The 26,315-nt window shown below is 69.8% G+C and carries 20 protein-coding genes and 5 pseudogenes; 11 read left to right on the forward strand and 14 right to left on the reverse strand.

The window, feature by feature from the left end:
* Positions 1-112 precede the first annotated feature (112 nt).
* Positions 113-286 (forward strand): annotated as a pseudogene (locus P2Q00_RS41570) (GNAT family N-acetyltransferase); the annotation flags it as partial.
* Positions 287-456: 170 nt separating this feature from the next.
* Here the strand turns inward: P2Q00_RS41570 and P2Q00_RS41575 are convergent.
* From P2Q00_RS41575 to P2Q00_RS41585, 3 genes are all read right to left on the reverse strand, one after another.
* A complete protein-coding gene (locus P2Q00_RS41575) occupies positions 457-870 on the reverse strand; it encodes a VOC family protein (RefSeq protein ID WP_275779882.1) in 414 nt (137 codons plus the stop codon).
* Positions 867-1,451, reverse strand: a complete 585-nt coding sequence (locus P2Q00_RS41580) for a dihydrofolate reductase family protein (RefSeq protein ID WP_275779883.1) — start codon at positions 1,449-1,451, stop codon at positions 867-869. The genes P2Q00_RS41575 and P2Q00_RS41580 overlap by 4 nt, the downstream gene beginning before the upstream one ends.
* Positions 1,452-1,816: 365 nt before the next feature.
* Positions 1,817-2,155: a winged helix-turn-helix transcriptional regulator gene (locus P2Q00_RS41585; RefSeq protein WP_275779885.1), complete on the reverse strand. Its 339-nt coding sequence runs from the start codon at positions 2,153-2,155 to the stop codon at positions 1,817-1,819.
* Positions 2,156-2,195: 40 nt separating this feature from the next.
* On the opposite strand from P2Q00_RS41585, the gene P2Q00_RS41590 reads away from it, so the two are divergent.
* Together P2Q00_RS41590 and P2Q00_RS41595 are read left to right on the forward strand one after the other, a co-directional pair.
* On the forward strand, positions 2,196-2,759 hold the full coding sequence (locus tag P2Q00_RS41590; RefSeq protein WP_275779887.1) for a carboxymuconolactone decarboxylase family protein: 564 nt from the start codon (positions 2,196-2,198) through the stop codon (positions 2,757-2,759).
* 447 nt (positions 2,760-3,206) lie between these two features.
* Entirely contained in the window at positions 3,207-3,770 is a 564-nt protein-coding gene (locus P2Q00_RS41595) for a DinB family protein (RefSeq protein WP_275779889.1), read from the forward strand.
* An 87-nt stretch (positions 3,771-3,857) separates the two neighbouring features.
* Here the strand turns inward: P2Q00_RS41595 and P2Q00_RS41600 are convergent.
* Both P2Q00_RS41600 and P2Q00_RS41605 read right to left on the reverse strand, forming a co-directional pair.
* Positions 3,858-6,579 (reverse strand): annotated as a pseudogene (locus tag P2Q00_RS41600) (exo-rhamnogalacturonan lyase family protein).
* Complete coding sequence (locus tag P2Q00_RS41605) at positions 6,572-7,345, reverse strand: DUF6250 domain-containing protein (protein ID WP_275779890.1); 774 nt, start codon at positions 7,343-7,345, stop codon at positions 6,572-6,574. Before P2Q00_RS41605 ends, P2Q00_RS41600 begins: the two are co-directional and overlap by 8 nt.
* 258 nt (positions 7,346-7,603) lie before the next feature.
* Here P2Q00_RS41605 and P2Q00_RS41610 point away from each other — a divergent pair.
* A pseudogene (locus tag P2Q00_RS41610) lies at positions 7,604-9,133 on the forward strand (rhamnogalacturonan lyase B N-terminal domain-containing protein).
* Between the two features lie 54 nt (positions 9,134-9,187).
* Here P2Q00_RS41610 and P2Q00_RS41615 read toward each other — a convergent pair.
* Together P2Q00_RS41615 and P2Q00_RS41620 are read right to left on the reverse strand one after the other, a co-directional pair.
* A complete protein-coding gene (locus P2Q00_RS41615; protein WP_275779891.1) occupies positions 9,188-9,640 on the reverse strand; it encodes a nuclear transport factor 2 family protein in 453 nt (150 codons plus the stop codon).
* A gap of 2 nt (positions 9,641-9,642) precedes the next feature.
* Positions 9,643-10,497 (reverse strand): NmrA family NAD(P)-binding protein, encoded by an 855-nt coding sequence (locus P2Q00_RS41620; protein ID WP_275779892.1) that lies wholly within the window; start codon positions 10,495-10,497, stop codon positions 9,643-9,645.
* Positions 10,498-10,609: 112 nt separating this feature from the next.
* Here P2Q00_RS41620 and P2Q00_RS41625 point away from each other — a divergent pair, with 112 nt between their 5' ends.
* Complete coding sequence (locus tag P2Q00_RS41625; protein WP_275779893.1) at positions 10,610-11,554, forward strand: AraC family transcriptional regulator; 945 nt, start codon at positions 10,610-10,612, stop codon at positions 11,552-11,554.
* 58 nt (positions 11,555-11,612) lie between these two features.
* Here P2Q00_RS41625 and P2Q00_RS41630 read toward each other — a convergent pair whose 3' ends face one another.
* Positions 11,613-11,765 (reverse strand): hypothetical protein, encoded by a 153-nt coding sequence (locus P2Q00_RS41630; RefSeq protein WP_275779894.1) that lies wholly within the window; start codon positions 11,763-11,765, stop codon positions 11,613-11,615.
* Positions 11,766-11,960: 195 nt separating this feature from the next.
* The gene (locus P2Q00_RS41635; protein WP_275779897.1) at positions 11,961-14,672 is read right to left on the reverse strand and encodes a pectinesterase family protein; all 2,712 of its coding nucleotides are present in this window, start codon (positions 14,670-14,672) and stop codon (positions 11,961-11,963) included.
* Positions 14,673-14,860: 188 nt separating this feature from the next.
* Here P2Q00_RS41635 and P2Q00_RS41640 point away from each other — a divergent pair, with 188 nt between their 5' ends.
* The 4 genes and pseudogenes from P2Q00_RS41640 (at position 14,861) to P2Q00_RS41655 (ending at position 19,705) form a co-directional block, all read left to right on the forward strand.
* The gene (locus tag P2Q00_RS41640; protein ID WP_275779899.1) at positions 14,861-17,074 is read left to right on the forward strand and encodes a sigma-70 family RNA polymerase sigma factor; all 2,214 of its coding nucleotides are present in this window, start codon (positions 14,861-14,863) and stop codon (positions 17,072-17,074) included.
* Between the two features lie 91 nt (positions 17,075-17,165).
* Positions 17,166-17,921, forward strand: a pseudogene (locus tag P2Q00_RS41645) (PAS domain-containing protein); the annotation flags it as partial.
* Positions 17,922-18,170: 249 nt separating this feature from the next.
* A pseudogene (locus tag P2Q00_RS41650) lies at positions 18,171-18,692 on the forward strand (GntR family transcriptional regulator); the annotation flags it as partial.
* A 113-nt stretch (positions 18,693-18,805) separates the two neighbouring features.
* A complete protein-coding gene (locus P2Q00_RS41655; RefSeq protein WP_275779900.1) occupies positions 18,806-19,705 on the forward strand; it encodes a helix-turn-helix domain-containing protein in 900 nt (299 codons plus the stop codon).
* A 10-nt stretch (positions 19,706-19,715) separates the two neighbouring features.
* On the opposite strand, the gene P2Q00_RS41660 is transcribed toward P2Q00_RS41655, so the two are convergent.
* The 4 genes from P2Q00_RS41660 to P2Q00_RS41675 form a co-directional block, all read right to left on the reverse strand.
* Positions 19,716-20,750 (reverse strand): zinc-binding dehydrogenase, encoded by a 1,035-nt coding sequence (locus P2Q00_RS41660; protein ID WP_275779902.1) that lies wholly within the window; start codon positions 20,748-20,750, stop codon positions 19,716-19,718.
* A 61-nt stretch (positions 20,751-20,811) separates the two neighbouring features.
* Complete coding sequence (locus tag P2Q00_RS41665; protein ID WP_275779904.1) at positions 20,812-21,774, reverse strand: aldo/keto reductase; 963 nt, start codon at positions 21,772-21,774, stop codon at positions 20,812-20,814.
* 20 nt (positions 21,775-21,794) lie between these two features.
* Positions 21,795-22,124: a carboxymuconolactone decarboxylase family protein gene (locus P2Q00_RS41670; protein WP_275779906.1), complete on the reverse strand. Its 330-nt coding sequence runs from the start codon at positions 22,122-22,124 to the stop codon at positions 21,795-21,797.
* A gap of 70 nt (positions 22,125-22,194) precedes the next feature.
* On the reverse strand, positions 22,195-23,181 hold the full coding sequence (locus P2Q00_RS41675; protein WP_275779907.1) for an aldo/keto reductase: 987 nt from the start codon (positions 23,179-23,181) through the stop codon (positions 22,195-22,197).
* Between the two features lie 258 nt (positions 23,182-23,439).
* On the opposite strand from P2Q00_RS41675, the gene P2Q00_RS41680 reads away from it, so the two are divergent.
* On the forward strand, positions 23,440-24,408 hold the full coding sequence (locus P2Q00_RS41680) for a helix-turn-helix transcriptional regulator (protein ID WP_275779909.1): 969 nt from the start codon (positions 23,440-23,442) through the stop codon (positions 24,406-24,408).
* A gap of 51 nt (positions 24,409-24,459) precedes the next feature.
* Here the strand turns inward: P2Q00_RS41680 and P2Q00_RS41685 are convergent, their stop codons facing one another.
* Complete coding sequence (locus P2Q00_RS41685) at positions 24,460-25,596, reverse strand: low temperature requirement protein A (RefSeq protein ID WP_275779911.1); 1,137 nt, start codon at positions 25,594-25,596, stop codon at positions 24,460-24,462.
* A 343-nt stretch (positions 25,597-25,939) separates the two neighbouring features.
* Here P2Q00_RS41685 and P2Q00_RS41690 point away from each other — a divergent pair, with 343 nt between their 5' ends.
* Entirely contained in the window at positions 25,940-26,272 is a 333-nt protein-coding gene (locus tag P2Q00_RS41690) for a hypothetical protein (RefSeq protein ID WP_275779912.1), read from the forward strand.
* The last annotated feature ends 43 nt before the right edge of the window (positions 26,273-26,315 follow it).

Consider the following 26,315-nt stretch of genomic DNA (forward strand, 5'->3'; position numbering starts at 1 on the left):
TGCGGGCCACCAACGACGCGCATGCGCGCCAACTCGACGAAGTACGGCCGCCGATGCATTGGTCGGAGCGGCCAGGAGGAGCGGTCACAACCTTTTCGGTTGCTCAGGCGAAATCAGTTGGGTGCGGCTCGTTTCGAGTGAAGCTCATGATCAAGGGGCGGCAGGTGACGCCGATCCCGAGGTTCGCGAGCACTTGGGCGACCTGCTTACCGGCGAGCAGAGCGATGCGTCCGTGGCGCGGTTCCAGGCCGAGTTCGACCATCGGGGCTACGGGCGGTGGGCGGTTGGGGCTGCGCGTCATGAAGCGACTGCCCTGACTTACTGCTTCAAGGAATGCGGAGGGCGCTCGTTTTGAGGAGTAATCGTCAAGGCCTGTGGATGGGGTGGGATGTCGCCTCGCGTTGCGCCGCGATCGCGCCGAAGGGAAGCTTCGTCACTCCGCGGACCGTGGCCGCCTCAGGCGAAGTCTGCTGCGGTGATGCCGTCGGGATGTCCGGACGGCCACTCCACCAACTCGATCCGGTAACCATCCGGGTCCGTGAGCCACGACGTCTTCGGGCCGTCAGGGCCGCCCGGATACTGGACAGGCTCCGGCTCCAGACCGGCTTCGGTCAGCGTCTTCAGGGTGGTGGCGAGCCTCTCCACCTGGATCGCGAGGTGGTCGAATCCGCTGCCCACGTCGACCGGTCCGTCGCCGGGGCGGTGGACCAGTTCGAGCGAGGCCGCCGGTTCGTCGGGGAACTTGAGGATCACGAGGCGAGCCCCGTCGCCGATCTCGACCCTGCCCAGCTCGGCGTAGCCCAAGGCGGTGTAGAAGCCGAGCGAACGGTCCAGGTCGGTGACGCGGTAGGAGACGAAGAGCGTCTTCACGCGGCCCCCTCGGGTCGATGCACCCGGTAGCGGAGGTGCGTGACGTCTCGATCCTCGAGTCGTCGGACGAGGTCGAGTTCGATGTGATCGCCACCCAGGTGGTCGAACAGCCGTCGACCGTCCCCGAGGAGGACCGGAACCAGGTGGATCTCCATCTCGTCCATCTGCCCGGCTCGGAGAAGTGCTTGGGCCGCCTCCGCCCCATGGACCATGACCGGCCGGTCCCCTGCGGCTGCGCGAGCCTGACGGGCGCAGTCCTCGACATCGGTGACGAAGCGCGCGTGGCCGGGTGGCACGTCCCCGTCATCGACCTGGTGGGTGAGGACGAAGATCGGCACGCCGTCGTGGTGGTCGCCCTGCCAGCGCCCGGCGAGTTCGAAGGTCCGACGGCCGGAGATCACCGCGCCGGTCGCCAGCGCTTCGCGGTAGACCTGGCCGCTCGGACCGTCGGACTCCCGGTCGTCGAGCCAGTTGAAGAGCCGTCCACCGTCGCGTCCGAGCTCCTGCCCCGGCCGATCGTCCGGGCCGGCGATATAGCCGTCGAGCGACATCGACATGTACAGCCGGATCGGATTGTTCATCCTGGCCTCCATCTCTCCTCCGTGACACCGGGATCCGGCGTTTCCTGATCCGCCGCGGTGCGGGCCCGTCGCAAGGAAGACTTCAGGCAATCGGCAAACTCATCGGCCCGACGCGCCGGCTTGCTGAGGGCTGAGGGCTCAGGGTTGAGGGGGCGGGAGTCATGACCCGTGGATCAATTACTCCGTGAGTCGCACCACGGACAGTGCGGGAGAGAAACGGTCTGTCATCTCACCGGTTCGCGCGGTGCTGACGGCAGCTGCGGACGTGGTGCTCCTCGGGTGCCTTTGGGGCGTAGAGAACACGTTGCCGCACACGGTGACTGTGGCGTGATGAGGCCGTCGGCTCGACAAGAAAGTCGCGCCCGTCAGTCCGCCGCCTTGGGCCGCCAGTCGGAGGCCCACGCGTCGAGCGGGGCGAGTCGTTCGAGCAGGGTCCTGCCCTGTCCGGTGAGCAGGTAGCCCTCGCCGGCGTGCTCGACGAGGTCGGCCTGTCCCAGCTCACGAAGCCTGTCTGCCAGGACGCTTGACGAGACGCCGTCGCATCGCTGCTGGAGTTGGCGGAAGGTCGGAGCCGAGTCGTCCCGTAGCTCCCACAGGACGCGCAGCGCCCAGCGTCGGCCCAGGAGGTCGAGGAGGGCCATGATCGGGCGCCCGGTGTGCGAGCCGCGGACCCGTCGGCCCGGGAGTGGTGTCGGTCGTGTCATCTGCTTCCCTTTCCGAAGCGCCAATGTTAGCGTCCCTGCCATGCCTCTGAAATCGAAGCAACCGCGAATCGAACCGCTCTCGCCGCCGTACGACGAGGAAGCCGCGGAGGCCCTTGCGCTCCTCGGACACTCACCCATCCAGCTGTTCCGGGTGTGGGCCCGCCGGCCCGAGCTCGCCCGCGCCGTCGCGGGCTGGGGAAGCTACTACTTCTCCCGGCGCTCCGCTCTCACCCTGCGCCGGCGCGAGCTGGTCATCGACCGGACGACCGCCCTGTGCGGCGCCGACTACGAGTGGGCCGTGCATATCGCGGGCTTCGCCGAGAAAGCCGGACTCGACGCCGCGCAACTCGCGTCCCTCGCGGCCGGACGGCCGGCGGACGACTGCTGGGACGCCGCCGATCGTGCCGTGCTCGAAGCGGTCGACGAGCTCCATGCGACCTTCGACCTCTCCGACGACACCTGGGCCAACCTGGTCGCTGTCGCCGATGAAGATGCCGCGCTCGAGCTGGTCTTGATCTGCGGCTGGTACCACGCCATCTCGTTCGCCGTCAGGGCGCTGCGCCTGCCCCTTGAGCCCGGCACCGAGCCGATCGCCGCGCTGTGATCACCGGCACCGCGCGCCACCGGACGACCTCGCCTGCCGCACAGGACGTCCGCGACGTCCTTGGGGTGGCCGTCGAAGGCCGGTGAGGTGGCCGGGTTACTGGGCTGGGCCGCGAGGAGGGTGTCCGGCATGGGCGCGCCCGATGGTCTCGGCCTCGTCGCTGCCGAGTGAACGCGACGGGGACCGGGGGGTGTTGGAGCCGGGCGGGGACGGTCAGGTCACGGCGCGCTGCGCGGTGAGTCGTGAACAGGGTGACGAGGCTGAGTCATTGAACCCAACCCGGCCGGGCGGGTTGTCAACTTCAAGCAACCGCTCGCGGCGGCACGGCCCGCAGGGCACATCGGCCGCCAGCGTCATCTCCCGGTGCGGTACGCGCTCGCGGCCCACGGCCCGCGACGGCCTCTGCGAGGGGCTCAGCCAGGTTCCCGCTCTATGTAGTGTGCGGACATGACAAGAAGCGAGCGGCTCGCGGAGCAGTTGGACTGGCACTGGCGCACGAACCTGCGGCCGCGGCTGGACGGTCTTACCGATGAGGAGTACTTCTGGGAGCCAGTGTGCGGCTGCTGGAGCATCCGCCCGCGTGGCACGTCGGCCGCACCGATGTCGGAAGGTTCGGGGGAGTGGACGATGGACTTCGCGTCCCCTGGCCCGGTGCCGGCGCCGGTCACCACGATTGCCTGGCGGCTGGCACACATCATCGTCTCGTGCCTGGGCTATCGGGTCGGATGGTACTTCGGCGGCCAGGACGTCGACTCCGAGACATTCGCCTACGCGGGGACCGCTGACGAGGCGCTGAAACAGCTCGATGAGATGTACGGGAGATGGAACGAGGGGGTCCGCGCGCTCTCGGACGCCGACCTGGAGAATCCGCCCACGGTGGGTCCGGAGCGGTTTCCCATGGAGAACAGGGTCCTGCACGTCAATAGGGAGCTGATCCATCACGGCGCTGAGATTTCCCTGCTGCGCGACCTCTACCGCTGGCAGGACGGAGCCGTACCGCACCGAATATGACTTTTCGGTGATGGCGAAGCTTCACGGATGCGGGGGCCCACCCGACCTTCGCCCACCGCGACCTGCAGGTCTGCGTCCGGGCCGAGCTCAGCTCAGTGCCTCACCCACCAGAGCAAGGTTCTCGATGGCCGCAAGACCGTACAGCGCCGTCGAGTTGGTGCTGATCCAGGTGGCGTCGGTCCCTATGGGGTGCTCGCGTCCGGGTAGCCGTCGCTGGAAGTGAACTTGCTCCAGGCCCGGGTGGTCAGAGCGGCCTCGCCGGTCAGGCTCGCCGCGTACGCGTCCAGGCGGGAGTGGCCCTGGATCAGGCTGACCTTGAAACTCGCGCCGTAGCGGGCCTTCTGCTCGGCGGAGGTGGCGTTGAAGTAGCGGCAGTAGTCCAGCCAGGCGGCCCGGAAGCCGGGGATGTCGCTCTCGTCGAGGGTGTCGATCAGCTCGGCGGCCAGTTCGGGCAGGCCGAAGCTTGCGGAGAGGTGGGAGACGGCGACGATCGGGGCGGTCTGGATGGCGAAGGCGCCCGTGTCGAGGTCGTACAGGCCGCTGCCCTGGACGAAGCCGTTGGGCTGGGCGGCGATGGTCGAGGCGCTGGCCAGCAGCTTCTTCCTCGCCGACGGCCACTTGGGGCCGCGCCGCTCCCACTCGGTCCACCAGGCCCAGCCCAGCCCGCTCCAGTCGGTGCCGAAGCCGATGGACAGGGCGTGGCGGTCCCCGGGGGCGTAGCCGTCGGTGCGGACCTTGCGGTTGGGATCGAGGGTCAGGAAGGTCTCGTCGGCGTCGACCTGGGCGTGCATCAGGTCGCCGGTGCGTTCGTCGGCGGTGAGGTAGTAGAAGAGACGGCGGTAGACGGGTGTCGAGATGCGGACCTGTTTGGCGCTGTCGCCGAAGTGCTGGACCCCGTGCCGGGTGCCCAGACCCGCCCGTTTCCCGAGGTGGTAGACGTCGACCTCGCCGGTGTGGCGGGTCATGGCCTCGGCGAAGCGGTAGATGTCGGCCCGACCGGAGCGCAGATAGGCCAGCCAGAGCCACAGGTCGGTGGAGAGCTCGGAGTTGTCCCAGGCGTAGCCGCCGACGTCGTAGCACCAGGTGTGGCGGTCCGGGTCGTAGGTGTGCTGGACGTCGCCGTAGTCCAGGAAGCCGTACCAGCGGCGCTGTTCGCGCTGGTCGCGGTAGTAGGTGAAGAGCAGGCCGAGGTGGTCCTCGATGGTCCTGCGGGCGGTGGTCGAGCGGTCCACGGGGGACCAGAGCCCGGCGAAGACACCCGCCTTGTGCAGGGTCTCGGGAGCGGCGACGAGCTGCGGCGGGGTGGTCAGCGCGTCCCTCTGGGCGACCAGCGAACTGGCGGACGGTGTGGCGGCGTTGGCCCACAGGTAGAGCTCGGAGGTGTGGGCGATGCCGTACGGGGTGCCGAATCCGGGCTCGTAGTCCTCGTAGGTGATGTCGAGAGCGGCCGTCTGCTTCGCGTAGGTGTCCTCGCCGAAGCCGTCGTGGTAGAAGCGCAGGTCGAGCGGCTGGGCCTCGGGCGACCAGAGCCAGAGGGTGACGGTGGCCTCGTCGGAGGCGGCGTTGCGGATGTCGAGCTGGGCGGGTGTTTCTGCCAGAAGTCCCGCAGGCCGAAGGAGAGTCCGCCGCTGATCCCGCCGACGTAGCCGAAGCCGGGGGCGCGGGTGCCGCCGGTGGTATGGATCCAGCCGTGGCTGGCCTTGGTGCGCTTGCGGACGGTGAAGCCGTCGGCCGAGAGCTGGGCGAGGGTGTGGTCGCCCCAGGCGGGGACGTACTGGAGGGCGGAGGAGACCCGGGTGTCCCAGGTGGAGATGTCCGGCAGCTTCTCGCCCTTGACCTGTGCGGTGCGCACGGCCGCGCCGGGGTCGCGGCGCAGACCGGTGATGCCCTGGACGGCTTCGGTGAGGAAGCCGTCGTCGGCGCCGGCCAGGCGGATGTGGCGGTTGTACAGCTCGTCGGAGAGCGGGACGCGAATGCGCAGGCCGAGGCCCGTGATGAAGTCGCCGCTGCTCTTGCCGGGTTCCTGGGTGCCGTCGTAGGTGATGGTGTGGACGACGTGGATGGCCTCTGACCCGGCGTAGAGATAGAGGCGGACGACGAAGGGCAGCCAGGAGCGGCTGCCGCGCTCGTGTTCGCCCTCGATGCGGATGACGGCACGCACCGGTCCCGACTGCTCGACGGTGACGGAGCCGACACGGCCGGTGAAGCGTTCCCAACGGGTGCCGGCGCCGCTGCCCTCGTAGTCGTCGTCGATCTCCGGCTGACGCAGTACGACCAGTTCGGCCTTGTTCGCCATCTCGGTGCCCGCGCGCCTGATGCTGCGTACGACGTCGTGTGCGCCCGCCTTGGCGATGCTGACCTGGATCACGCCGGTGTCGACGTCGATCGTGCCGCCCCGGGTGTCCACGGTGAGCGCAGTGTCCGCCTTCGCGGGCGTGCCCGGGGTCAGGGTGTAGCTCTCGGCGGGCCCGGCGGTGGCGCCGACCGCGTGGGCGGTCCACTTCAGGGTGCCGTCGGGCCAGTAGGCGGTGGGCCAGGACTGGACGGGGACCGCGGTGCCACCGCCTGCGGTGAGGGCGAAGGCCTGGTCGGCGGGGAGGGCGCCCTTTGGCCAGGCCACACCGAAGGTGGTGCCGGGGGCCTCGGCGGGGGTGCCGCCCTCCAGCCAGGTGAGCTCCACGGGGTCGGCGGTGGCGGCCTCGGCCGACGCTGCCCCGGCCGACTCGGCGGCGAGCGCCCAGGAGAACTGGGTCGCCACGGCAGCCGCGGCCGCCGCCTTGAGGGCGTCTCTGCGCGAAATCTCAGGCACCGTGACCGTCCTGAGTGCCCTGATCGTCCCGAGTGCCTTGATCGTCCTTGCCCTTGAGCCGCCAGACGCGGAAGTCGGCGATGTGGAAGTGGCTCCAGGTCGTGCGGAAGGCGAACCAGCCGCTGGTGTACGGGTCTTCGTCCGTGTAGTCGAAGACCAGGTCGCCGTTGTCCCAGTACTGGATGTGCTTGCCGTCGGAGACCAGCCGGAGGCGGTTGGGCTCGTTCGCGGTGAGCAGCGGCGAGGTGTAGTCGTAGATCAGCGGCCGGGAGCCGGCCACACCGATGTAGCGACGGAGCCGGGTGGTGGTGTTGGAGTTCGCGCCGAGGCCCGCGTAGTAGGTGGTGAGCTGGTCGTAGTCCGCCAGAGCGCCACTTCGGGGCGTGGCGAACAGGTCCTCGGGGGATCGTGAATCCCGGGCGTTCCAGAAGGAGTTCAGGTCGCTGACCCGGTCGTTGGCACCACCGGCCGAGATCGGGGTCGCCGTGAAGTCGATCTCGTAGCGGCCCGAGAACGGCCGCTTGAACCACACCGATGCCCCGGCGGGCACGTCGACGTCCAGCACGCCGTCCCTCGCCGTGACGCTGCCGCCCTTCTCCAGCTCGGCCGACCACTGGCCGGTGCCATGCCGGAAGTCGTCGCGGGCCAGCAACTGGCGGTGGTGGTACGGGCCTTGGCGATCCGGTGCGGCGGCGGCACCGGTGGACAGTGCGGTGCCGGCCGCGGCCGCGAGGCTCACCACAACGGCGGCCCAGGAGCAGCGCATCGGGAAATCCCTTTCTGTGGACGGCCAGGAGCGTACGGAAACCAATCCTTCCGATCAGCGAAAGCCACAGAAGTGAAAAGAAGCGTTCATGATCAAGGTGAATCCGCCGGTGAATCCCGCATGCTGGGACCGAATGTGACGCGCCATTACATCTCCATGGCCATCGGCAGCCGATCTTCGTGCGGAGCTACTCGGGCAGGCAGGCTTGTCGCAGCCGGCCCTTCCCCAACCACCCCCCGCGCCACAGGAGTTGCCCGCATGTCGTACGACAGACCGCTGTCCCGCCGTACCGTCCTCACCTCGGCGGCCGGACTGGCCCTGGCCCTCGCCGCCCCTGTGACGGCCTCGGCTGCGGCGACCTTCGGCTATACCGACGACGGAACGCACTACGTCGTCGACACCGGCGCCGGCCTGGTCTTCAAGGTCGACCACGGCAACGGCGACCTCTCGTCCTTCGTCTACAAGGGCACCGAGTACCAGGGCTACGACGGCAAGAACTCCCACATCGAGAGCGGCCTCGGCACCTCGACGGTGACGATCTCCACGCCCGCCACCGGAGTCGCCCGCCTCAAGCCCGCCATTTTCCCGACCACTTACCCCGACACCTGGTCCAACTCGGACACCGTCATCGAGTCCGCCGACGTCTTCCGCAAGACCGACGGCACCACCCGGTCCAAGCACTTCTCCAACCTGCGCACCATCGACTACGACTACTTCGGCTTCAGCTCCTCCGCCGCCTCGATCTGGGTCGTGCGCTCCAACAAGGAGAAGGACTCCGGCGGCCCCTTCATCCGCCAACTCCTGCGCTACGGCAACGAGTCGGGGGCGGGGTTGTACGAGCACCTGTACTACGCCGAGGGGCAGACCGAGGCCGAGCGGTTCGGGCTGCACGGGCCGTACGTCCTCGCCGTCACCGACGGTGCCGCGCCGGCCTCCGCCGTGTCCGGGCGCGACAACACCGCGTGGGTGGACGCCCTCGGGCTGACGGGCTGGACCGTATCGAGCGGTCGAGGACGGATCGTCGGCAACGGGCTTGCGGGGCGGGACAGTTCGTATCCGTATGTCGTGGGTGTGTCCAACGCCGAGGCGCAGTACTGGGGGAAGGCGGACGCCGGCACCGGCAAGTACGCGGTCAACGGCATCCTGCCCGGCACCTACACCCTCACCGTCTACAAGGGCGAACTCGCCGTGCACGCCCAGGAAATGACGATCACCGCGGGCGCCGTCACCACGCTGCACACGATCACCATCAACGGCGATCCCGCCGCCGACACCGCGATCTGGCGTATCGGCGACTGGAACGGCACTCCGGCCGGCTTCAAGAACGCCTCCCTGATCACTTACGCCCACCCCTCCGACTCCCGCGCCGCCGCCTGGACCGCCGGCACCTAAGCCATCGGCAGCTCGGCGGCCTCGGCGTGGCCCGCGTACCAGTTCAAGGAGATCAACCAGGGCCTGCCGGTCTCCTTCACCCTCACCGCCGCCCAGGCCGCCGCCGACCGAACCCTCCGCATCGGCATCACCACCGCCAAGGCGAACGGCCGCCCCCAGATCACCGTCAACGACACCTGGACCTCCGCCCTCCCGGCCGCCGCCACCGAGCCCTCCACCCGCACCCTGACCGTCGGCAGCTACCGCGGCAACAACCACACGTACGAGTACGTCATCCCCGCCGCCCAGTTGCTGGCCGGCACCAACACCCTGCGCATCGACGCGGCCAGCGGCTCGGCGGGCGGCGGGGGCTATCTCAGCCCCAGCTATGGGTTCGACGCCCTCGACCTGCTCTGAGCCGGGGCGGTTGCGCCGGAGAGGGGTGCCAGGTGCAGGCCGTGGTTCGCCCCGTCAGCCTGGCTCTGCCGGCCGGCCGAGGGCTTGGAAGACGGCGACGGGGTCGAGGTAGTCGCGCCAGTGCGTCACCTGGCGGTCCTTGATGGTGATCACGGAGACGAAGTGGTTGTCGTAGGCGCGCCCGGTGTGGACCGTCCGCCCGTGCACGGCGTACTCCAGGACGACCACGGACTTGTCGGTGTCGTGGTGGACAGCCAGCTCGTCCGCGCCGGCCAGGACCATCGCGTCGCCGTAGTTGCGGTACAGGTCGGCGACCGCGCGCCGTCCCTCGACCCGGCGCGGGTAGCCGGGGACGGAGACCACATACTCGACCACGACGTCCTCGGCCAGGAGGTCGAAGAAGTGCTCCCCGTCGACCAAGCCCGCCAGGCCCTCCTGGACGATCCGGAAGAACGGGTCCAGAGCCGCGAAATCCTCAAGGTTCTCGATGACGTTCTCGATGGACATGGTCACACCGCCGCCGTTGCCGTCCAGGCGGGGGCGTTGCGCTGCGCGAACTCGCGGAAGGTGATCGCCTTCCGGCCGGTGACCTTCTCGATGTCGTCGTTGGGCGTGGAGCCATGGCCGGTGATGATGGTGCCGGTCAGCCACCGCAGCATCACCGCGTAGTCGGCGGGGACGATTCCGGCGGCGACGGCGCCGCCGATCCACGCCTCGGGGTCGAGGTCCTGGTGCCTGACGGACTGTCCGGTCGCGGCGGCGATGATGTCGGCGACTTCACCGACCGTGAGTGCCTGCGGGCCGGTGGGCGCGTACACGGCCCCGTCGTGGACCTCGGGGGCGAGCAGCGTCTCGACCGCGACGGCAGCGATGTCGGCCGCGTCCACGAAGGCTTCCGTGCCGCTGCCGGTGGGGACCGTGATCGCCCCGTTGACGACGGGCAGGTGGTCGTCGGCGAAGTTCTGCATCACCCAGGCCGGGCGCACGACGGAGTGGGTGAGGGCCGAACGGGCGGCCAGGTCGGCTTCGACGGCCTTGATGTCGATCTGCGGTGGTACGCCGTCGGCGCCGTAGGTGCTCAGATAGGTGACGTGGCGAACGTCGGCGGCCTCGGCAAGGTCGAGGAAGGCCGCGACCTGGTCGGCATACGCGACCCGCATGACGGGCGTGACGAGGTAGAGGCTGTCGACGCCGCGCAGGGCGTCGGCGTGGGTGGCCGGGTTGTCCCAGTCGAACGGCACGTCCGCGCCGTGACGGGCCGCGGTGCGGGCGCTGTGCCCCCGCTGGATGAGCCTCTTGGCCAGGAGGGAGCCGGTGCGGCCGGTGCCGCCGAGAACGAGCGTGGTCTGCTGTGAATCAGTCATGGCTCCATCGTGAGAGCGGCCATGGGAGCGGATCAATGCGCGAATCGCTCGTTCTTTTACGTCAAACGCTCTGATCGTTGCCCACGGCGATCGCCCTGCTGATACTGGTCGTATGGACCTCCTACGTGATCACCTCGCGCGGGCTCGCGCCGGCGGCGCGGTGTTCGCCCGTACGGTCGCCGAGCCGCCCTGGGGTCTGCGGCTGGCCGGCACGATCCAGCTCTCCGTGCACACCGTCGTCCGGGGCCGGGGATGGCTGTGGTTCGACGCCGACGATCCGGGGCGCACGGTGGAACTCGTGCCCGGGGAGGTGACCCTCGTTCGCGGCGGCACCGACCACTACATCGGCCACGAGCCAGGCACCGATTGCCTCGAACCGGAGGAGTTCCGGGCCCGGCACGCCGGCGACGGGGAGTCGGACACCCCCGGGGCGACGGTGTTCCTCTGCGGCGCATACCGGTTCTCCGGCGACATCGGCAACGGGCTGCTCAACGCCCTGCCGCAGGTCCTGACCCTGCAGGCAGCCGTCGGCGATCCGCTGAGGGACGTGATCGCCCTGCTCTCCCACGAGCTCGCCAACCCCGAACCGGGCCAGTCCACCGTGCTCGACCGACTCCTCGACGTACTCCTGGTACTCGCCATCCGTAGCGACTTCCGCCGCAGCCCGAACGCACCCCGCTGGTACCGCGCCTTGACCGACCCCCGTCTGAGCGCTGCGCTCCAGGCCATGCACGAGGACGCAGGCCACCCCTGGTCCGTCCCCGAACTCGCCGCGGTCAGCGGCCTGTCCCGGGCCGCCTTCGCACGCACCTTCCACGAGGCGCTCGGCCAGACCCCCATGCAGTATCTGACCGACTGGCGCATGGCCCTGGCACGCGACCGTCTGCGCACGGGCGAACTCGGCATGGCGAGCATCGCCCGCAGCGTCGGCTACAGCTCGCCCTACGCATTCGCAGCCGCCTTCCGCCGCCATCACGGCGAACCCCCCGGTGCCTGGCGACAACGAGAGTCGATGCGCGACAGGGAACTCCAGCCAAGCGGCCGCCACATCCACTGACACCCAGAAACCTTTCCCGGCCCGGACTCCTGAACTGGTCGACCCGCCTGATCGACGCTCAGCGGCCCGCCCCCGGCACCAGCGCGGTGTCGGGCCACCGGCCCAGCTCGGGTGCGATCAAGTGCCGTACGTCGTGCAGGGTCTGCTCGTAGTCGTCCACGCGGAACTCGTACGGCAGCTCCAGGCGCGGCTCCGAGACGGCCGCGACCACGGGCTCCGTCGTCAGCTGTTCCAGGATCTGGTCAAGCCGCCCGCCGTCGCCCCGGCGGTTGCCGATACGTGGGGTGTGTCGGCTTCCAGCGGTTGCGGCGGGTGAGTTGGTTGCCGTCGCGGCGGATCCGGATTCCTGCGGTCCTGGTTCCGACGACGCGCTCCCCGACAGGCGGTGTCGGGGAGCGCGTCGCTGCTACTTGACGGTGGCCTTGCTCTGCACGATGTACGCCGGGCCCGAGGCCGGCTTGATGGTGGTGGAGGTCGTGCTCACCGTGGCGTTGCGCACGGTCAGGCCCGTCTTCGCGGTGATGTTCACCGAGGTCAGGGTCAGTCCCGTGATCGGCTGTTCCGGTACTCCCACGATCTGCCCGGCCGTGTTGGCACCGGTCGCCGTGACGTTGGCGATGGTGATGTCGTGGTAGTTCGGCGTGGCGGTGGTGACCGCCTGTGCGGCGTCGCCGTCCGCGGGAATCGACGGGTAATACCCCGTGACCTGGATCGGGGTCGTCACGTCGGTCATCTTCAGGTTCTTGTAGGTGACGGCGTGGATCTCCCCGGCGCGGCCCCGCGCGGACTTGATCCGGACCCCGGCGGTGGTGCCCTTGAGGGTGTTGTCGTGGATGTAGATGTCGTGGATGCCGCCCGCCGTGTAGCTGCCGATGGACAGGCCGTGGCCGTGCAGGATCGTGCAGCCGCTCAGTGAGATGTCGTGGGACGGCCCCTCCGAGGAGGAGTTGATGGCGATGTCGTCGTCGCCGGTGTCGATCGTGCTGTTGGTCACCGCGACGCCGGAGGACGACCACACGTCGATGCCGTCGGTGTTGGGCGCGTCCGCCGGCGCCTGGACGGTGATCCCGTCGATAGCGGACGTGGTCACCTTCTTGACGGTGATGTTGACGTTGGGGGCGTTCTTCAGCGTGATCCCGGTGATTTTCACGTTCGAGGCGCTGTTGAGGGACACCAGGCCGGGGCGGGGGGAGAGCGTCTTGCCCGCGGCCTTCTCCTGGTTGATCAGGGTCCACCACGGGGCGCCCTGGCCGTCGATCGTGCCCGCACCGGTGATCGTGAGGTTGTTCACCCCGGAACCGCCGAGGAGCGGTGACAGCTTTCCGCCGGACAGCGGGTAGTCCGCCGCGTCCTGGGAGGCGAGCAGGGTCGCTCCGGAGTCGAGTTGGAGTGTCATGTTCGCGGCCAGGGTCAGGGCGCCCGAGAGGTACTTGCCGGGGGTCAGTTCCACGGTGCCCTTGCCCGCGCAGGCGTTGATCGCCTTCTGCAGGGCCGCGGTGTCCTTCGTCGCGCCGTCGGCCTTCGCGCCGTAGGCGGTGGGCTTGCAGACCGTGCCGGATGCCGGGCTCGTGGCGGTAGCGGTCGGGTTCCAGCCGTCCGAGCCGGCCAGGTACTTCTGTGGGGTGTAGTCGGCCGCCTGGGAGTCACTCAGCTGCGGGCGCCCGGAGTTGACCGTCGCGCCCGCTCCGGTGTTCTTGTACTCACTGAACCGCGCCTTCGTCCAGACGGCACTGGACATGTCGCTCCAGGGCTGGGCCGTGTTGACGAACGACCCGATGGTGGACTCCCGGTACAGCACCTGTGCGTCCTGACGCCACGGGCGGCCGAGGCTGCTCGTCCCCGCGGCTCCGGCCCCGGTGATGTTCGACTTGTAGAAGAGATAGCCGTAGGCGCGGGTCGCCGGTGTGCTGGCCGCGGTGAGGTAACCCCCGCTGCCCAGCTGGTGGATGTCGCTCCGGTCGAAGACCGCGATCCCGCCGCCGAAGATGAAGTCGACGGTGCCTTCCACGTAGGACTTCAGGAAGTACGCCCGCGAGGAGTCGTTGACCAGCAAGGTGTCCTGGTGGCCCAGGAGCCGCACGTTGTCGAGGACCGCGCGGTCGGCGGACAGGCTCAGGGCCACCGCCTGGCTCGGGCTCGCCGCGTAGTCGTAGTCGTTGGAGATCGTCAGGTTCGACGCCGAGAAGTCGTGCCCGTCGACGAACGCGGTCGCGCTGCCGAAGGTGCCGTACGTCGTCCCGTCCGACTTCTTGGTGCTCGCCCCGTGGTTCTGCACCAGTACGACCTCGGAGGCGCCGGCCCCCAGGCCCTTCAGGGTGACGTACGGCTTGTTGCTCGGGACGGTGAAGACGCCCCGGTAGGTGCCCTTCTTGACGGCGATGGTCACCGGCCTGGTGTTGTTGGCCGGGACCTTGTCGATCGCCGCCTGGATCGTGGTGACGTCGCCCGAACCGTCCGCGGCCACCGTGATCGTCGTGCCCGTGGCCGTACTCGCGGCTGCGCTCGCGGTCGGGCTCGGGCTCGCGCCGGCCGAGCCGGTGCCGGCCTGGGTGAGTGTCCAGCGCTTGTTGCTGTTGGTGGTGCAGGTCTCCTGGACGACGGCGGCACCGGCCGCGGTGCTCGCCTTCGCGTCGCTGACGCACAGACCGCTGTTGACGTTGACGATCTGGAAGGTGTTGTCGCGCGCCGGCTTCAGCGTCCAGAGCTGGTTGGCCTGGTCGGTCCCGCAGCCCCACTGCTGGAGCCGGAACCCGTCGGTGGTGGAGGCGCCGGGGACGTCGAGGCAGAGCCCGCTGGCGGCGGACCTGATGGCGAATCTGCCCGATCCGCGGTCGACCAGGGTCCACTGCTGGTTGGCCTGCCCCTGGCCGCAGCCCCACTGCTGGATCAGCGCGCCGCTCGACCAGCTGCTGCCGACCAGATCCATGCACATCCCGCTCTTGGCGACCGCGAGCGTGTAGGTGCCGGCCTTCGCTTCGGCCGTCTGTCCGCTGGTTCCCGTGACGACGGTGGCCGCTGCCGCGACACCGCCCACGACGACGAGTGCAGCTCCGCCGGCCGTCGCGATGCGCCACTGGGACCGCTTGCTCCGGGCCCGTCTGGCACGTCTGAGGTACATGCCGTTCCTTTCTCCGCTGTCACCACGGAGACGACGCACCCCGGCGGGCCATAACAGGTTCGGCACCACGAGTTCCGTGAACTCCGTGCGGACGCGCCAACCGGGCCGCGTCTGCCCGGTCTTGGTGCGTTCGCACACCTGTGCCATCATGGCCGCCTCCATCTGAGGGATCACTCTGTGAGGGCGCATTGCGCGAGGTTCCGGCACGACCCACCACCGACACGGCGACCCGTCCGCCCGGAACCGGCCCGTCCCTGACCGCGCTGGTCAACGCGGCCCGATCCGGCGACGCCGACGCGCAGGCCGCCCTGTTCAGCGAGTATCTGCCGCTGATCTACAACATCGTCGGGCGCGGCCTGCACGGGCACGCGGACGTCGACGACGTCGTGCAGGAGACCATGCTGCGCGCCATGCGGGCACTGCCCGAACTGCGCGCACCCGAGCGGTTCCGGTCCTGGATCGTGGCCATCGCGATCCGGCAGATGCACGATCACAGGCGCCGGAACAAGGCCGCGCTGGCCCGCCACACGCACGTGGCCGACGCGGCCGAAGTCCCCGACCCCGTCGGCGACTTCGCCGAACTCGCCGTCGACCGCCAGACCTTGTCCCGGGCCGGCAGCGATCTGCTGGAGGCCAGCCAGTGGCTCAGCGACGAGCAGCGCCGGACGCTGGCGCTGTGGTGGCAGGAGACCGCCGGGCAGCTGACCCGTGCCGAGGTCGCCGAAGCGCTCCATCTGAGCGTCCCGCACACCGCGGTACGCATCCAGCGGATGAAGGCCAAACTCGAAGTGGCGGTCGGAGTGCTCGCCGCCTGGCGGGCGCGGCCGCGGTGCGCCGAACTCGACTCACTCGCGGGCGGCCGCCGAGGCGTGCCCGAAGGGCGGCTGCTGACCAGGCTGGAGCGCCATGTGGCCCAGTGCCCGCAGTGCGGGGCGGCGGTCGCCTGCCGGTCGATCGACGACCTGCCGATCCGGATCGGCGCCCTCGCCGTCCCGGCCGCGCTGGTGGCGGCGATCCCGAGGCTCGTGGGGCAGCACGCCGTGACGCCCGGGCTGGTGTCCTCGCTCCTGAACACCCTGCACCACGGTCTGGCCCGCGTCTCGGCGAAGTCGGCGACCGTGGCCGTCGGCACCACCGCGACACTCGCCGTCGTCATCGGTGTGACGGTCCATCAACTACCGCCGCACGCCCATGGAACCGACCCGGCACAGGGCCCGGAGCCGACCGCAGGAGCCCCGCACCAGCCGGGCCGCGCCTTGTCCGGCACGACACCGTCCGCCACCCCGACGACCGCGTCCCGGTCCTACGCCGGCGTCACCACCGCCGACTACTACGTCGCCCCCACCGGGGACGACACGAACCCCGGCACCCTTGCCCGGCCCTTCGCCACGATGACCCGGGCCGTCGCCAAGGCCCGCCCGGGCCAGACGGTCGCCGTCCGCGGCGGTACCTACCACCCCGCCAGGACGATCACCCTCACGTCCTCCGGCACGGCCGGGCACCGGATCACGGTGAGCAACTACCGTGACGAGAAGCCCGTGTTCGACGGGTCGGGCATCCCGGCCACCGCCGGCACTTTCATCGCCCAGAGCGGCGGACACGTCACCGTGCAGGGCATCGAGATCGTCAACTCCCCAGGGAACGCGTACGTCTGCACGTCCTGCCACGACGACGTCCTCGCCCGGCTCGGCGTGCACGGCAACGCGCGGACGGGACTCGTGCTCCACGGCGCCGGGACCCACGACAACCTGATCCTCGACAGCGACTTCTACGACAACCACGAGACCGGGTCCACCGGCGGATACGTCGACGGCCTGGTCCTCAACGACGGCTCCGGCAGCGGAAACCGGGTCCGGGGATGCCGGATCTACGACAACTCGGGCGACGGCATGGACCTCAGCGGGTTCGGCGACGCCGTGACCGTCGAGCACAGCTGGGCCTTCGGCAACGGCGTCAACCGATGGGGCATCGCCACCTTCTCCGGCGGGGGCAGCGGGTTCAAACTCGGCGGCGACGCGGGGCTCCAGGTCGCACACGTCGCCTCGAACAGTGCTGCCTGGGACAACGCGGGCTTCGGATTCACCGAGACCGGCGGCTCGGGAACACCCCGGCTGACCAACGACACCGCCTACCACAACGGCGCGGCGGGCTTCGCCTTCGTCTCCTCCGCCGCGATCCTCCGGCGCAACCTCGCCCTGGCGAACCACCCCGACGACTGGCTGGGCGGCCAGGCCCGGCACACCGGCAACTCCTGGGACCAGCCCGGCTGGACGGCGGCGGCACTGCACACCGCCGACGCCGACTCGGCGACCGCCCCACGCCGTCGCGACGGGCAACTGCCCACCATGTCCTTCCTCGGCAACAGCAAGGACCCCTCCGTCGGTGCGGTGTTGACATCCTGATCAGTGGTTTGGCTCTGCCTGGGATTCCGCGGTAACAGGATTCGCCACCGGCGGCCCGTGATGATCAGGGTCGGGATTTCCCGCGGTCCGAATGGCGCTTCACCGGCGGCTGTCTTCCCGTCGTCTGCCCAATGCGCCGCTCCGGGCGCGGCTACTCAAGGTATTCGCGCGTGACGCGTGGAGTGTCCGGTGCACAATAAAAGGGAGTGCCGTGCAGTCGGCCCATGAGCTCACTGACGGCGGCTCCTGCCGTGCAGAGAGAAGGAACGATGAGCGAGCATGGTGTCGCCTCGGCCACGCGGTGGGCACGCTGCTGACCGGCGTCCTTCCGGCCTCGGCCCGGAGCTGCCTTGCCGAGGCGAGCCACTGGCGCGGCCTCCTTCACATACGGCATCGGGACGTTCACAGCGTGGCGCTGGAGCTGGAGGCGCATCCGCTGCTGGACCTGACGGGGGGAACCCAGTGGTTTCTGACGGCCACGGTGCCGGAGCCGGCGGCGCAGTTGCGACGGCGGGCGCTGGAGCAGTTCCCCGTTCCGATGGCGCTCTTCGATCAGGACGGGCTCGCTGTGTCCGTGAACTCGGCCAGGGAAACGGCGATGGGCAGGCCTGCGTCGGTCCTGGTGGGCCGACGGGTGGGGGAGTCGGGCCGCGGGCTGCGACGGCTGCCGGGCTTCGAGGGGCTCGACGACGCGGTCGTGCGGGTCCTGAACACGGGTGAGCCGATGCCGTACGAGGCATGGCTGCGCGCGCCCGGCGAGCCCCGGGAGCACGCGTGGCTCGTGTCCCTCAGCCCGCTCAGGGACGACGCGGGCGAAGTGCGGGATCTCTGCCTGGCGGCGATGGACAGCACGGAGCAGTTCCTGGCCCGCCGACGGCTGAGCGTGCTCAACGAGTCCAGCGTCCGGATCGGCTCCACCTTGGATGTGGCGCGCACCGCCGAGGAGCTGGCGGAGGTGTGCACGGATCATTTCGCCGACTTCGTCATCGTGGACCTGCTGAACTCGGCGCTGGCCGGTGAGGAAGAAGTCCCCCTGCCCGGCGCCGGACCCCTGGTCTTCCGCCGCACCGCTCAGCGGTCCGTGCTGGAAGGATGCGTCGGCCGGACGCCGGTGCGCGAGGCGCTCAAGCGGCTCCAGTACGAGCGCCTCATCACGACCTACCCCCGGCGCGGCACCTTCGCCACCGAGGTCAACATCACGGACCTCGCCCACATCTCCGAGGTGCGCCAGGAGCTGGAACCCCTGGCCGCCGCCCAGGCGGCCCGCCGCGCCACCGCCGCGAACCGCGCGACGCTCACGGCCGTCCTGCGGGAGCTGGAGAGCGTCGAGCCTCGGCACTACGCCGCTGCCGAGCTCATGCTCCTCGACCTTCACGTCCACCGCAGCATCTACGCCGCCACGCACAACCCGTACCTCGAGGACACCCTCGTTCACTACGGCAACCTGGCCACCCGCATCTGGTGCCTGTTCGTCGACCGGCTGCCCGACATGGCCGGCCACGTCGGAGAACACGGCCCGCTGATCGAGGCGATCGTCGCCGGTGACCCCGACAAGGCGGCGCAACTCGCCCGCGGTCATGTCGACGGCTTCGAACGGGCCATTCGCGACGCCATCTGACCTCTGGGAAGCGTGACGATGTATTGGCCGTACAGCCGTGCTGCGTCCGTGCCACCCCCGGTAGACAGCTGCACGTGCGATCACGCAGTGGCTCCGGTTGCATACTGGACCACATGGCACGCGAGCAGCGGAGCGTCGGTGGCAGTGGGCTGGGGATCTTCCTGAGGACCCGTCGAGCGCAGGTGACGCCCGAGGACGTCGGCCTGGCGGCGGGCGCCGGGCTGCGGCGTACGTCGGGGCTGCGCAGGGAGGAGCTGGCCACGCTGGCCGGGGTCAGCGTGGACTACTACGCGCGTCTGGAACGCGGCCAGGAGACCAACCCCAGCCCGGCGGTCGTCGACGCTCTTGCCCGTGCCCTACGGTTGGACTCGCACGCGCACGAACATCTGCGCGCCCTCGCCGAGCGTGCCGACCGGAGGCTCCCGCCCGCGCCTGCGACCGCTGTTCCCGACCGGACCCTGCGGCCCGACATCGAGCTGATGCTGGAGAGCCTGCGCCCCAACCCCGCGTACGTGATCAGCCGCACCATGGACATCCTCGTCGGCAACCCCGGCTCGGTCCGCCTGTTCGCGGGGACGGAGGACTGGCCTGCCGAGAGGCGCAACGCCCTGCGCTACCTCTTCCTGGACCCCCATGCGCCGAAGCTGTTCGCCGACTGGGACGAGCAGGTCCGCACCTGCGTCGGCCGCATCCGTGCCCTGGCCGGCACCGAACCGGACGCCCCGGGCCTGGCCCAGCTCATCGACGAACTCACCCTGGAAAGCCCGGAGTTCGTGCACCGCTGGACGGACTACGACGTACAGCCCCACCCGCGCGGCGACAAGACCTTCCACCACCCGGAGGTCGGCGACCTCACCCTCGGCTACCAGTCCATGCAACTCGACGGCACGCCCGGCCACCGCCTCGTCGTGTTCTTCGCCGAACCCGGCACCCCCGACCACGAGAAAATGCTTCTCCTCGACAGGGCAGCCACCGAGCCTGCCGCGGAACCCGTCGAGGAGAAGCAGGGCTGATGCCCGCCGGTCAGGGCTTGACGAGAACCTTCAGCGCCTTGCGGTCCGCCATGGCGCGATAGGCGTCCGGGGTGTCATCCAGGCCGACGGTGCGGTCGAAGACCCGGCCCGGCTCGATCCTCCCCTCCAGGATGTCGGGCAGCAGCTCCTCCATGTAGGCGCGGGCTGGGGCCACTCCGCCGGTGATCGTGACGTTCTTCGCGAAGTCCATGAAGCCGAAGGGGATCTCGCCGTACTGCGGTACGCCGACCCGGCTGATCGCGCCGCCCGGGCGAACCACACCGAGGCCCATCTCGAGGGCCGACAGGGCGCCGACGCATTCGAGCACGGCGTGGGTGCCCATGCCGCCGGTCAGTTCCCGCACGCGGGCGATGCCTTCCTCGCCGCGCTCGGCAACGACCTCGGTGGCCCCGAACTCGACGCCCAGGTCGGTGCGGTCCTTGTGCCGGCCCATCAGGATGATCCGCTCGGCACCGAGCCGCTTGGCGGCCAGGACCGCTGACAGGCCGACCGCGCCGTCGCCGATCACGGTGACGGTGGTGCGCTCGTTGACACCGGCCTTGACCGCGCTGTGGTGGCCGGTGCACAGCACGTCGGAAAGGGACAGGAGCGACGGCAGGAGGGCGGAGTCCTCGGCCACCGGCACCTTGACCAGGGTGCCCTGGGCCTGCGGGACGCGGACCGCCTCGCCCTGGCCGCCGTCGACCCCGTTCGGGCCCCACTGGCCGCCGTGCGGACAGACCACGTGCAGGCCTTCCTTGCAGAAGACGCAGGTGTTGTCCGCCCACAGGAAGGGCGCGACCACCAGGTCACCGGCCTTCACCCCGGACACCTGGGAGCCGGTCTCCTCGACGATGCCGAGGAACTCATGCCCCATCCGCCGGCCCTGCTCGGTGGCCGGCATGGAGGCGTACGGCCACAGGTCGCTGCCGCAGACACAGGCGAGTACCACCCGGACGATCGCGTCGGTGGGGTTCTGGATCTTCGGGTCGGGGACGTCCTCCACACGGACGTCGCCGGCGCCGTACATCACTGTTGCGCGCATGAGATTTCCGATCTTGCTTGAATCGCTTGATTTGAAGGGGAGTTGGTGGAGTGTCGGCCGATCAGTAGCGGCCGCCCTCCGGGGTGGGCAGGGCGTCCAGCTCGGTCAGGTCCGACGCGCTGAGCTCCACGTCCGCAGCGCCCGCATTGTCGAGCAGGTACTTCGGGGTCTTGGTCCCGGGAATCGGGATGACGTGCTCGCCTCGGGTCAGCACCCAGGCGAGCGCGACCTGCGCCGGACTGGCGCCGATCCGCTCGGCGATCTCCCGCACCTTGCCGACGAGGGCAAGGTTGGTGCGCAGCGCCGCCTGCTGGAAGCGGGGCAGCGCACGGCGGAAGTCGTCGGCCGGCAGGTCGTCGAAGGAGGCGAACCGGCCGGTGAGGAAGCCTCTGCCCAGAGGCGAGTACGGCAGGAAGGCGATGCCCTGCTGCCGGCAGTACGGCAGCACCTCGTCCAGCCAGTCGCGGGTCCACAGCGACAGCTCGGACTGGACCGAGGTCACCGGGTGAATGGACTGGGCCCGCTTGATCTGCTCGACCGTGACCTCGGACAGGCCGATGTGCCGGGCCTTGCCCGCTGCCACCGTCTCGGCGAGGGCTCCCCAGGTCTCCTCGATCGGTACGTCGGGGTCCACTCGGTGCAGCTGGTAGAGGTCGACGTGGTCGGTGCCGAGCCGCGCCAGGCTCTCGTCGATCGAGAGCCGTACGTGTTCGGGGCGGCCGTCGGGGCCCCGGACGGGCCTGCCCTCGGAGTCCCGGGAGAGCAGGCCGACCTTGGTGGCCAGCACCGCGCGGTCGCGGCGGTCCCTGAGCGCCCGGCCGACCAGTTCCTCGTTGGTGAGCGGGCCGTACACGTCCGCCGTGTCGATCAGGGTCATGCCGAGGTCGAGGGCCTGGTGGATCACCGCGACGGAGGTGGCGTCGTCGCGTGGGGTTTTCGTGTCGTAGGCATGGGTCATGCCCATGCAGCCCAGGCCCAGGACGCCGAGCTCGGGGCCGCCGGGGCCCAGTGTGGTGGTACGCATGACTGTTGCTCGGCCTCCTGCTAGCCGTTGTCCTGGTGTTCGACGATGTCCTTGAGCTGGGTGATTGCGCTCATCGCGCTGGGCCATCCGGCGTAGAAGGCCAGGTGGGTGATGGCCTCGACCAGTTCGTCCTTGGTGAGTCCGTTCTCCAAGGCCCGGCGCAGGTGGTTGCCAAGCTGCTCGGGGCGGTACAGGGCCGCGAGGGTGGTGACGGTGATCAGGCTGCGGTCGCGGGGGGACAGGCCCGGACGCTCCCAGATGTCCCCGAACAGCACGTCGTCGGTCAGCTCGACCAGCTTCGGGGCGAAGGCGCCGAGTGCCTTCTGGGCGGGGGTCGGCTCGTCTGCCATGTGTGAGCTCCTTGGATCATGCGCGCCACTTCTGTGGGGGAAGGGCGCCTGCGCTCGTGGGAGATTCGGGTCAGAGGTTGATCAGTTGGCTCATCTCCGCTTCGAGGCGGTCGCCCGCGGCCGGAGTGAGGCGGTTGAGCTTGTCGAGCTGGTCAGCGGTCAGCTCCACCCCGTCTGCGGCGGTGTTCTCCTCGACACGGGAGACTCGCTTGGTGCCCGGTATGGGGACGATGTCGTCGCCCTGCGCCAGCAGCCAGGCCAGGGCCACCTGCGCCGGGGTGGCACCCACCTCCGTGGCCACCGCCTCCACCTCGTCGACGAGCGCCAGGTTGCGCCGGAAGTTCTCCTCGGTGAAGCGCGGGTTGGTCAGGCGCCTGTCGGTGGCGTCGAACTGGTCGGTGGAGCGGATCTTGCCGGTCAGGAAGCCGCGGCCGATCGGCGCCCACGGGACGAGGCCGATGCCGAGTTCCCGCAGCAGGGGCAGGATCTCCGCCTCGACGTCCCTCGTCCACAGGGAGTACTCCGTCTGCAGGGCGGCGACGGGATGGACGGCGTGGGCTCGGCGGATCGTGCCGGGGCCGGCCTCGGACAGTCCGATGTGGCGGATCTTGCCCTGGGTGACGAGCTCGGCGAGGGCACCCACCGTCTCCTCGATCGGCGTGTTCGGGTCGACCCGGTGCTGGTAGTACAGGTCGATGTGGTCGGTGCCGAGCCGCCTGAGGGAGCCCTCGACCGCTGCCCGCACGTTCGCCGGACTGCTGTCGGCCGTGCCGCGCACGGCGTCGCCACCGGCGGTGTGCGAGACCAGGCCGAACTTCGTCGCCAGTACGACGTGGTCCCGGCGGCCCCGGACGGCCCGTCCGACAAGCTCCTCGTTGACGAAGGGCCCGTAGATCTCGGCCGTGTCGATGAGGGTGACACCCAGATCGAGGGCGCGGTGGATGGTGCGGATGGACTCGGCGTCGTCCGTGCCGTGGCCGGTGTAGACGCCGCTCATCCCCATCGCGCCCAGACCGATCCGGGAAACGTCCAAATTGCCTAGCTTGATGTGCTTCACGGTTACCGATTCCTTCGTTGGCGGAACGCTCGCGGATGCTTTCGTGCTCCGTTCCGGCGCTCACGTACGTGTCAGGACCGGCGTAGCAAGGAGTCCGGACCATGGGGTCGACGAAACAGAGATCCGCTACGTGATTCAGCCTGCCTGCCCGGTGCTCCGCGTGGCAGGCCGCGTCGTGCCGGGCAGTGACGTTCCGTGCTGTGACAGGGCACCCCACGAGGCTGCCAGGCAGGTCACAGGCCCGGCAGACTGGACGGTATGACACGTGAGCAGCAGCCTGCCGGTGGTGGCACCGAACTGGGGCGTTACCTGCGGGCCCGCCGGGCCCAGGTGACCCCCGCCGAGGCGGGGCTGTCCCCCGGCGCCGGACTGCGCCGCACCCCGGGGCTGCGCCGCGAGGAGCTGGCGACCCTGGCCGGGGTCAGCATCGACTACTACGCCCGGCTGGAGCGCGGCAAGGAGACCCGCCCCAGCGCGTCGGTCGTCGACGCCCTGGCCCGCGTCCTGCTGCTGACCGAGGACGAACACGAGCACCTGCGCAGCCTCGCCGTCCGTGCCGCCCGGACAGCGCCCGAACCTCCCGTCGCACCCAGCAGGACCGTGCGGCCCGGTGTCACGCTGATGCTGGAGAGCCTTCGTCCGGGCCCCGCGTATGTCGCCAGCCGCACCAACGACCTGCTGGCCTGGAACCCCGGCGGGCTGGCGTTGTTCGCGGGTATCGAGGACTGGCCGGTCAAGCAGCGCAACCTCGCCCGCTACGCCTTCCTCCACCCCACCGCGCGCGAGCTCTTCGACGACTGGGAGCACACCCTGCGCGGCTGCGTCGCCCGCCTGCGCGCCCTGGCCGGCACCGACCCCGACGCGCCCGACCTGGCTGCGCTCGTCGGTGAACTCCTGCTCAAGAGCCCGGAGTTCGCCCGCTTGTGGGAGCGCTACGAGGTCAGGGCGCATGCGTTCGGCCGCAAGACCTACCACCACCCCGGCGTCGGGACCTTCACGCTCGGCTACCAGGGGATGCAGATGGAGGGCACCCCCGGTCATCGCCTGGTCACCTACCACGCCGAGCCCGGGACCCCTGCCCATGACGCGCTCGTCCTCCTGGACCTGACCGCGCAGAAGCCGGCCGGGCGCGACACCCGGCCGCCCCAGGGGGCAGGGCCGGCGGCCACATCGGACGAGGCACCCTCTTCTTCGCCCAGGCACGGTGCGTCGGGACAGGAGGAGTGAGTGCTCCGGTCCGCATGACACCGTCGTCGCGGCATCGGCGTACCCCCGCACTCACACGGCCTGGTCCCAGTGGTGGCCCTCCCAGAGGATCAGCGCGAGCAGCACCAGGAGCGCGGACACGAGTGCCGCCGCTCCGCTGAGGTGCAGCGCGGCAGGAGGTGCAACGGCGGCGACGGCGAGTGCGGCCCACAGCCGGGCCTGTGGCCAGGCACCGGCGAGCGTGCGGTGGAAACAGGCAAGCCCGGCCAGGTACAGGGAGATACCGAGCGGCAGGAGCAGGGCCGGAACACCGTGCGACGCATGGTGGAACTCGTCGATGGACTTCTCCATCCCGACCGACGCGACCGCGATGCCGAAAACGATCACGAAGTACGAGTACCCGAAGGAGTAGACGGCGACCCGGGGCCGCCGGTCCGCCGGGACCCGTTCGAGGCGGGCCTCGCTCTCGCGCTCCTCACGGCCGAAGTAGAGCCACCACATCGCCGCACTCAGCGCCAGTACGAGAAGCGCACCCGTGATCATCGTGGTCACCTCGCTCTCCTCCGAGGCCACGGCTCCCACCTCGGCGATCGACTCGCCGAGCACGATGATCACGGCGAGTCCGTGTCGCTCCACGAAGTGTCCGACCCCCACGGTGAACTCGCCGACCCCGGTGACGATGGGCGTCGCCAGCACCATGGCCAGGGCCAGCAGCCACAGCCAGGGCCGTACATCCGGCGGCACCAGCCCGGCGGCCAGGACGACGAGGGCCATGACCACGTTCAGCGGTCCGACGCGCAGGATGCCGCGATGCCCCGACGTGCCGATGAACCCGACGAGGTGGATGACGACCACGAGGAGGTAGCTCGCGCCGAACAGCCAAGCCCACGGGCCGCGTTCGGTCACCTTCGGCACGGTGATCGACATGACGAAGAACCCCGCCGTGCCGGTCAGGAGGAGCAGTCGGGGGCCGGTGCGGTCCAGGTCGAGCGTGTTGGTCAGCCAGGCGTAGCCCCCGTACATCCACCAGATGATCGACAGCAGCGTGACCACCCGGCCGAGGCCGACGAGCGTCGGAGACTCGTTGAGCACTGACGCGACCTGCGTGATCGTGAAGACGAAGACCAGGTCGAAGAAGAGCTCCAGCGGCCGGACGGACTCCACAGTGCCCTGGTCCGCCGCGCCGGGCTCGATTCCCTCATCGGTCACGGCGGCGATTGTGCCAACGCGAGCGCCGACACACCGGTCGGCCGGGGCGTCGCCCGCGTGTCACCGGTCCCGAACTGCTGACGGGGAGCATTTCCCGGTCCACCACGCCCTCCACTGAGCCTGAACTGTGTTGCTCACACGACCAGTCGTCCAGTCTTCCGAAGCTGTGGCCTCAGGAGTGCACATCTGGGGTGCCCTGTCACACCACGGAACATCACTGCCTGGCACGACACGGCGTTCCACACGGCGGCCGAAACCAACAGGCTGAAGGCATGTCGGCCCTGAAGGAGAAGATCGCGACCGCGACCGTGCTGGGGCTCTCTGTCTCCGCGTCGGTCGCCGGGTGCGCGAACACGGACACCGATGCCACGGGATCAAGCAGGAGTCCCATGTACAAGAACGGCGACTACAGCGCGACCGGGCAGTACGGAAGCGGTCCGTCGAGCATCACCGTGTCACCCTCGACGACGGGGCGATCACCTCGGTCGCCGTCACCCCGCACGCGACGGATCCGACCTCGCGCGACTACCAGGAGCGCTTCGCCGACGCGGTCCCACGGCTCGTCGTCGGCAAGGCCATCGACGACGTGCATCTGGACCACATCGCCGGTTCGAGCCTCACCCCCGACGGGTTCAACGCCGCGCTCGGGCGGATCAAGGACGAGGCCGCCGGCTGACCCGCAGTACGCAGTACGCGACGAGTAGCACCCCCATCTTCCC

This window comes from Streptomyces coacervatus (assembly GCF_029223485.1).
GTDB classification, from domain to species: Bacteria; Actinomycetota; Actinomycetes; order Streptomycetales; family Streptomycetaceae; genus Streptomyces; species Streptomyces coacervatus.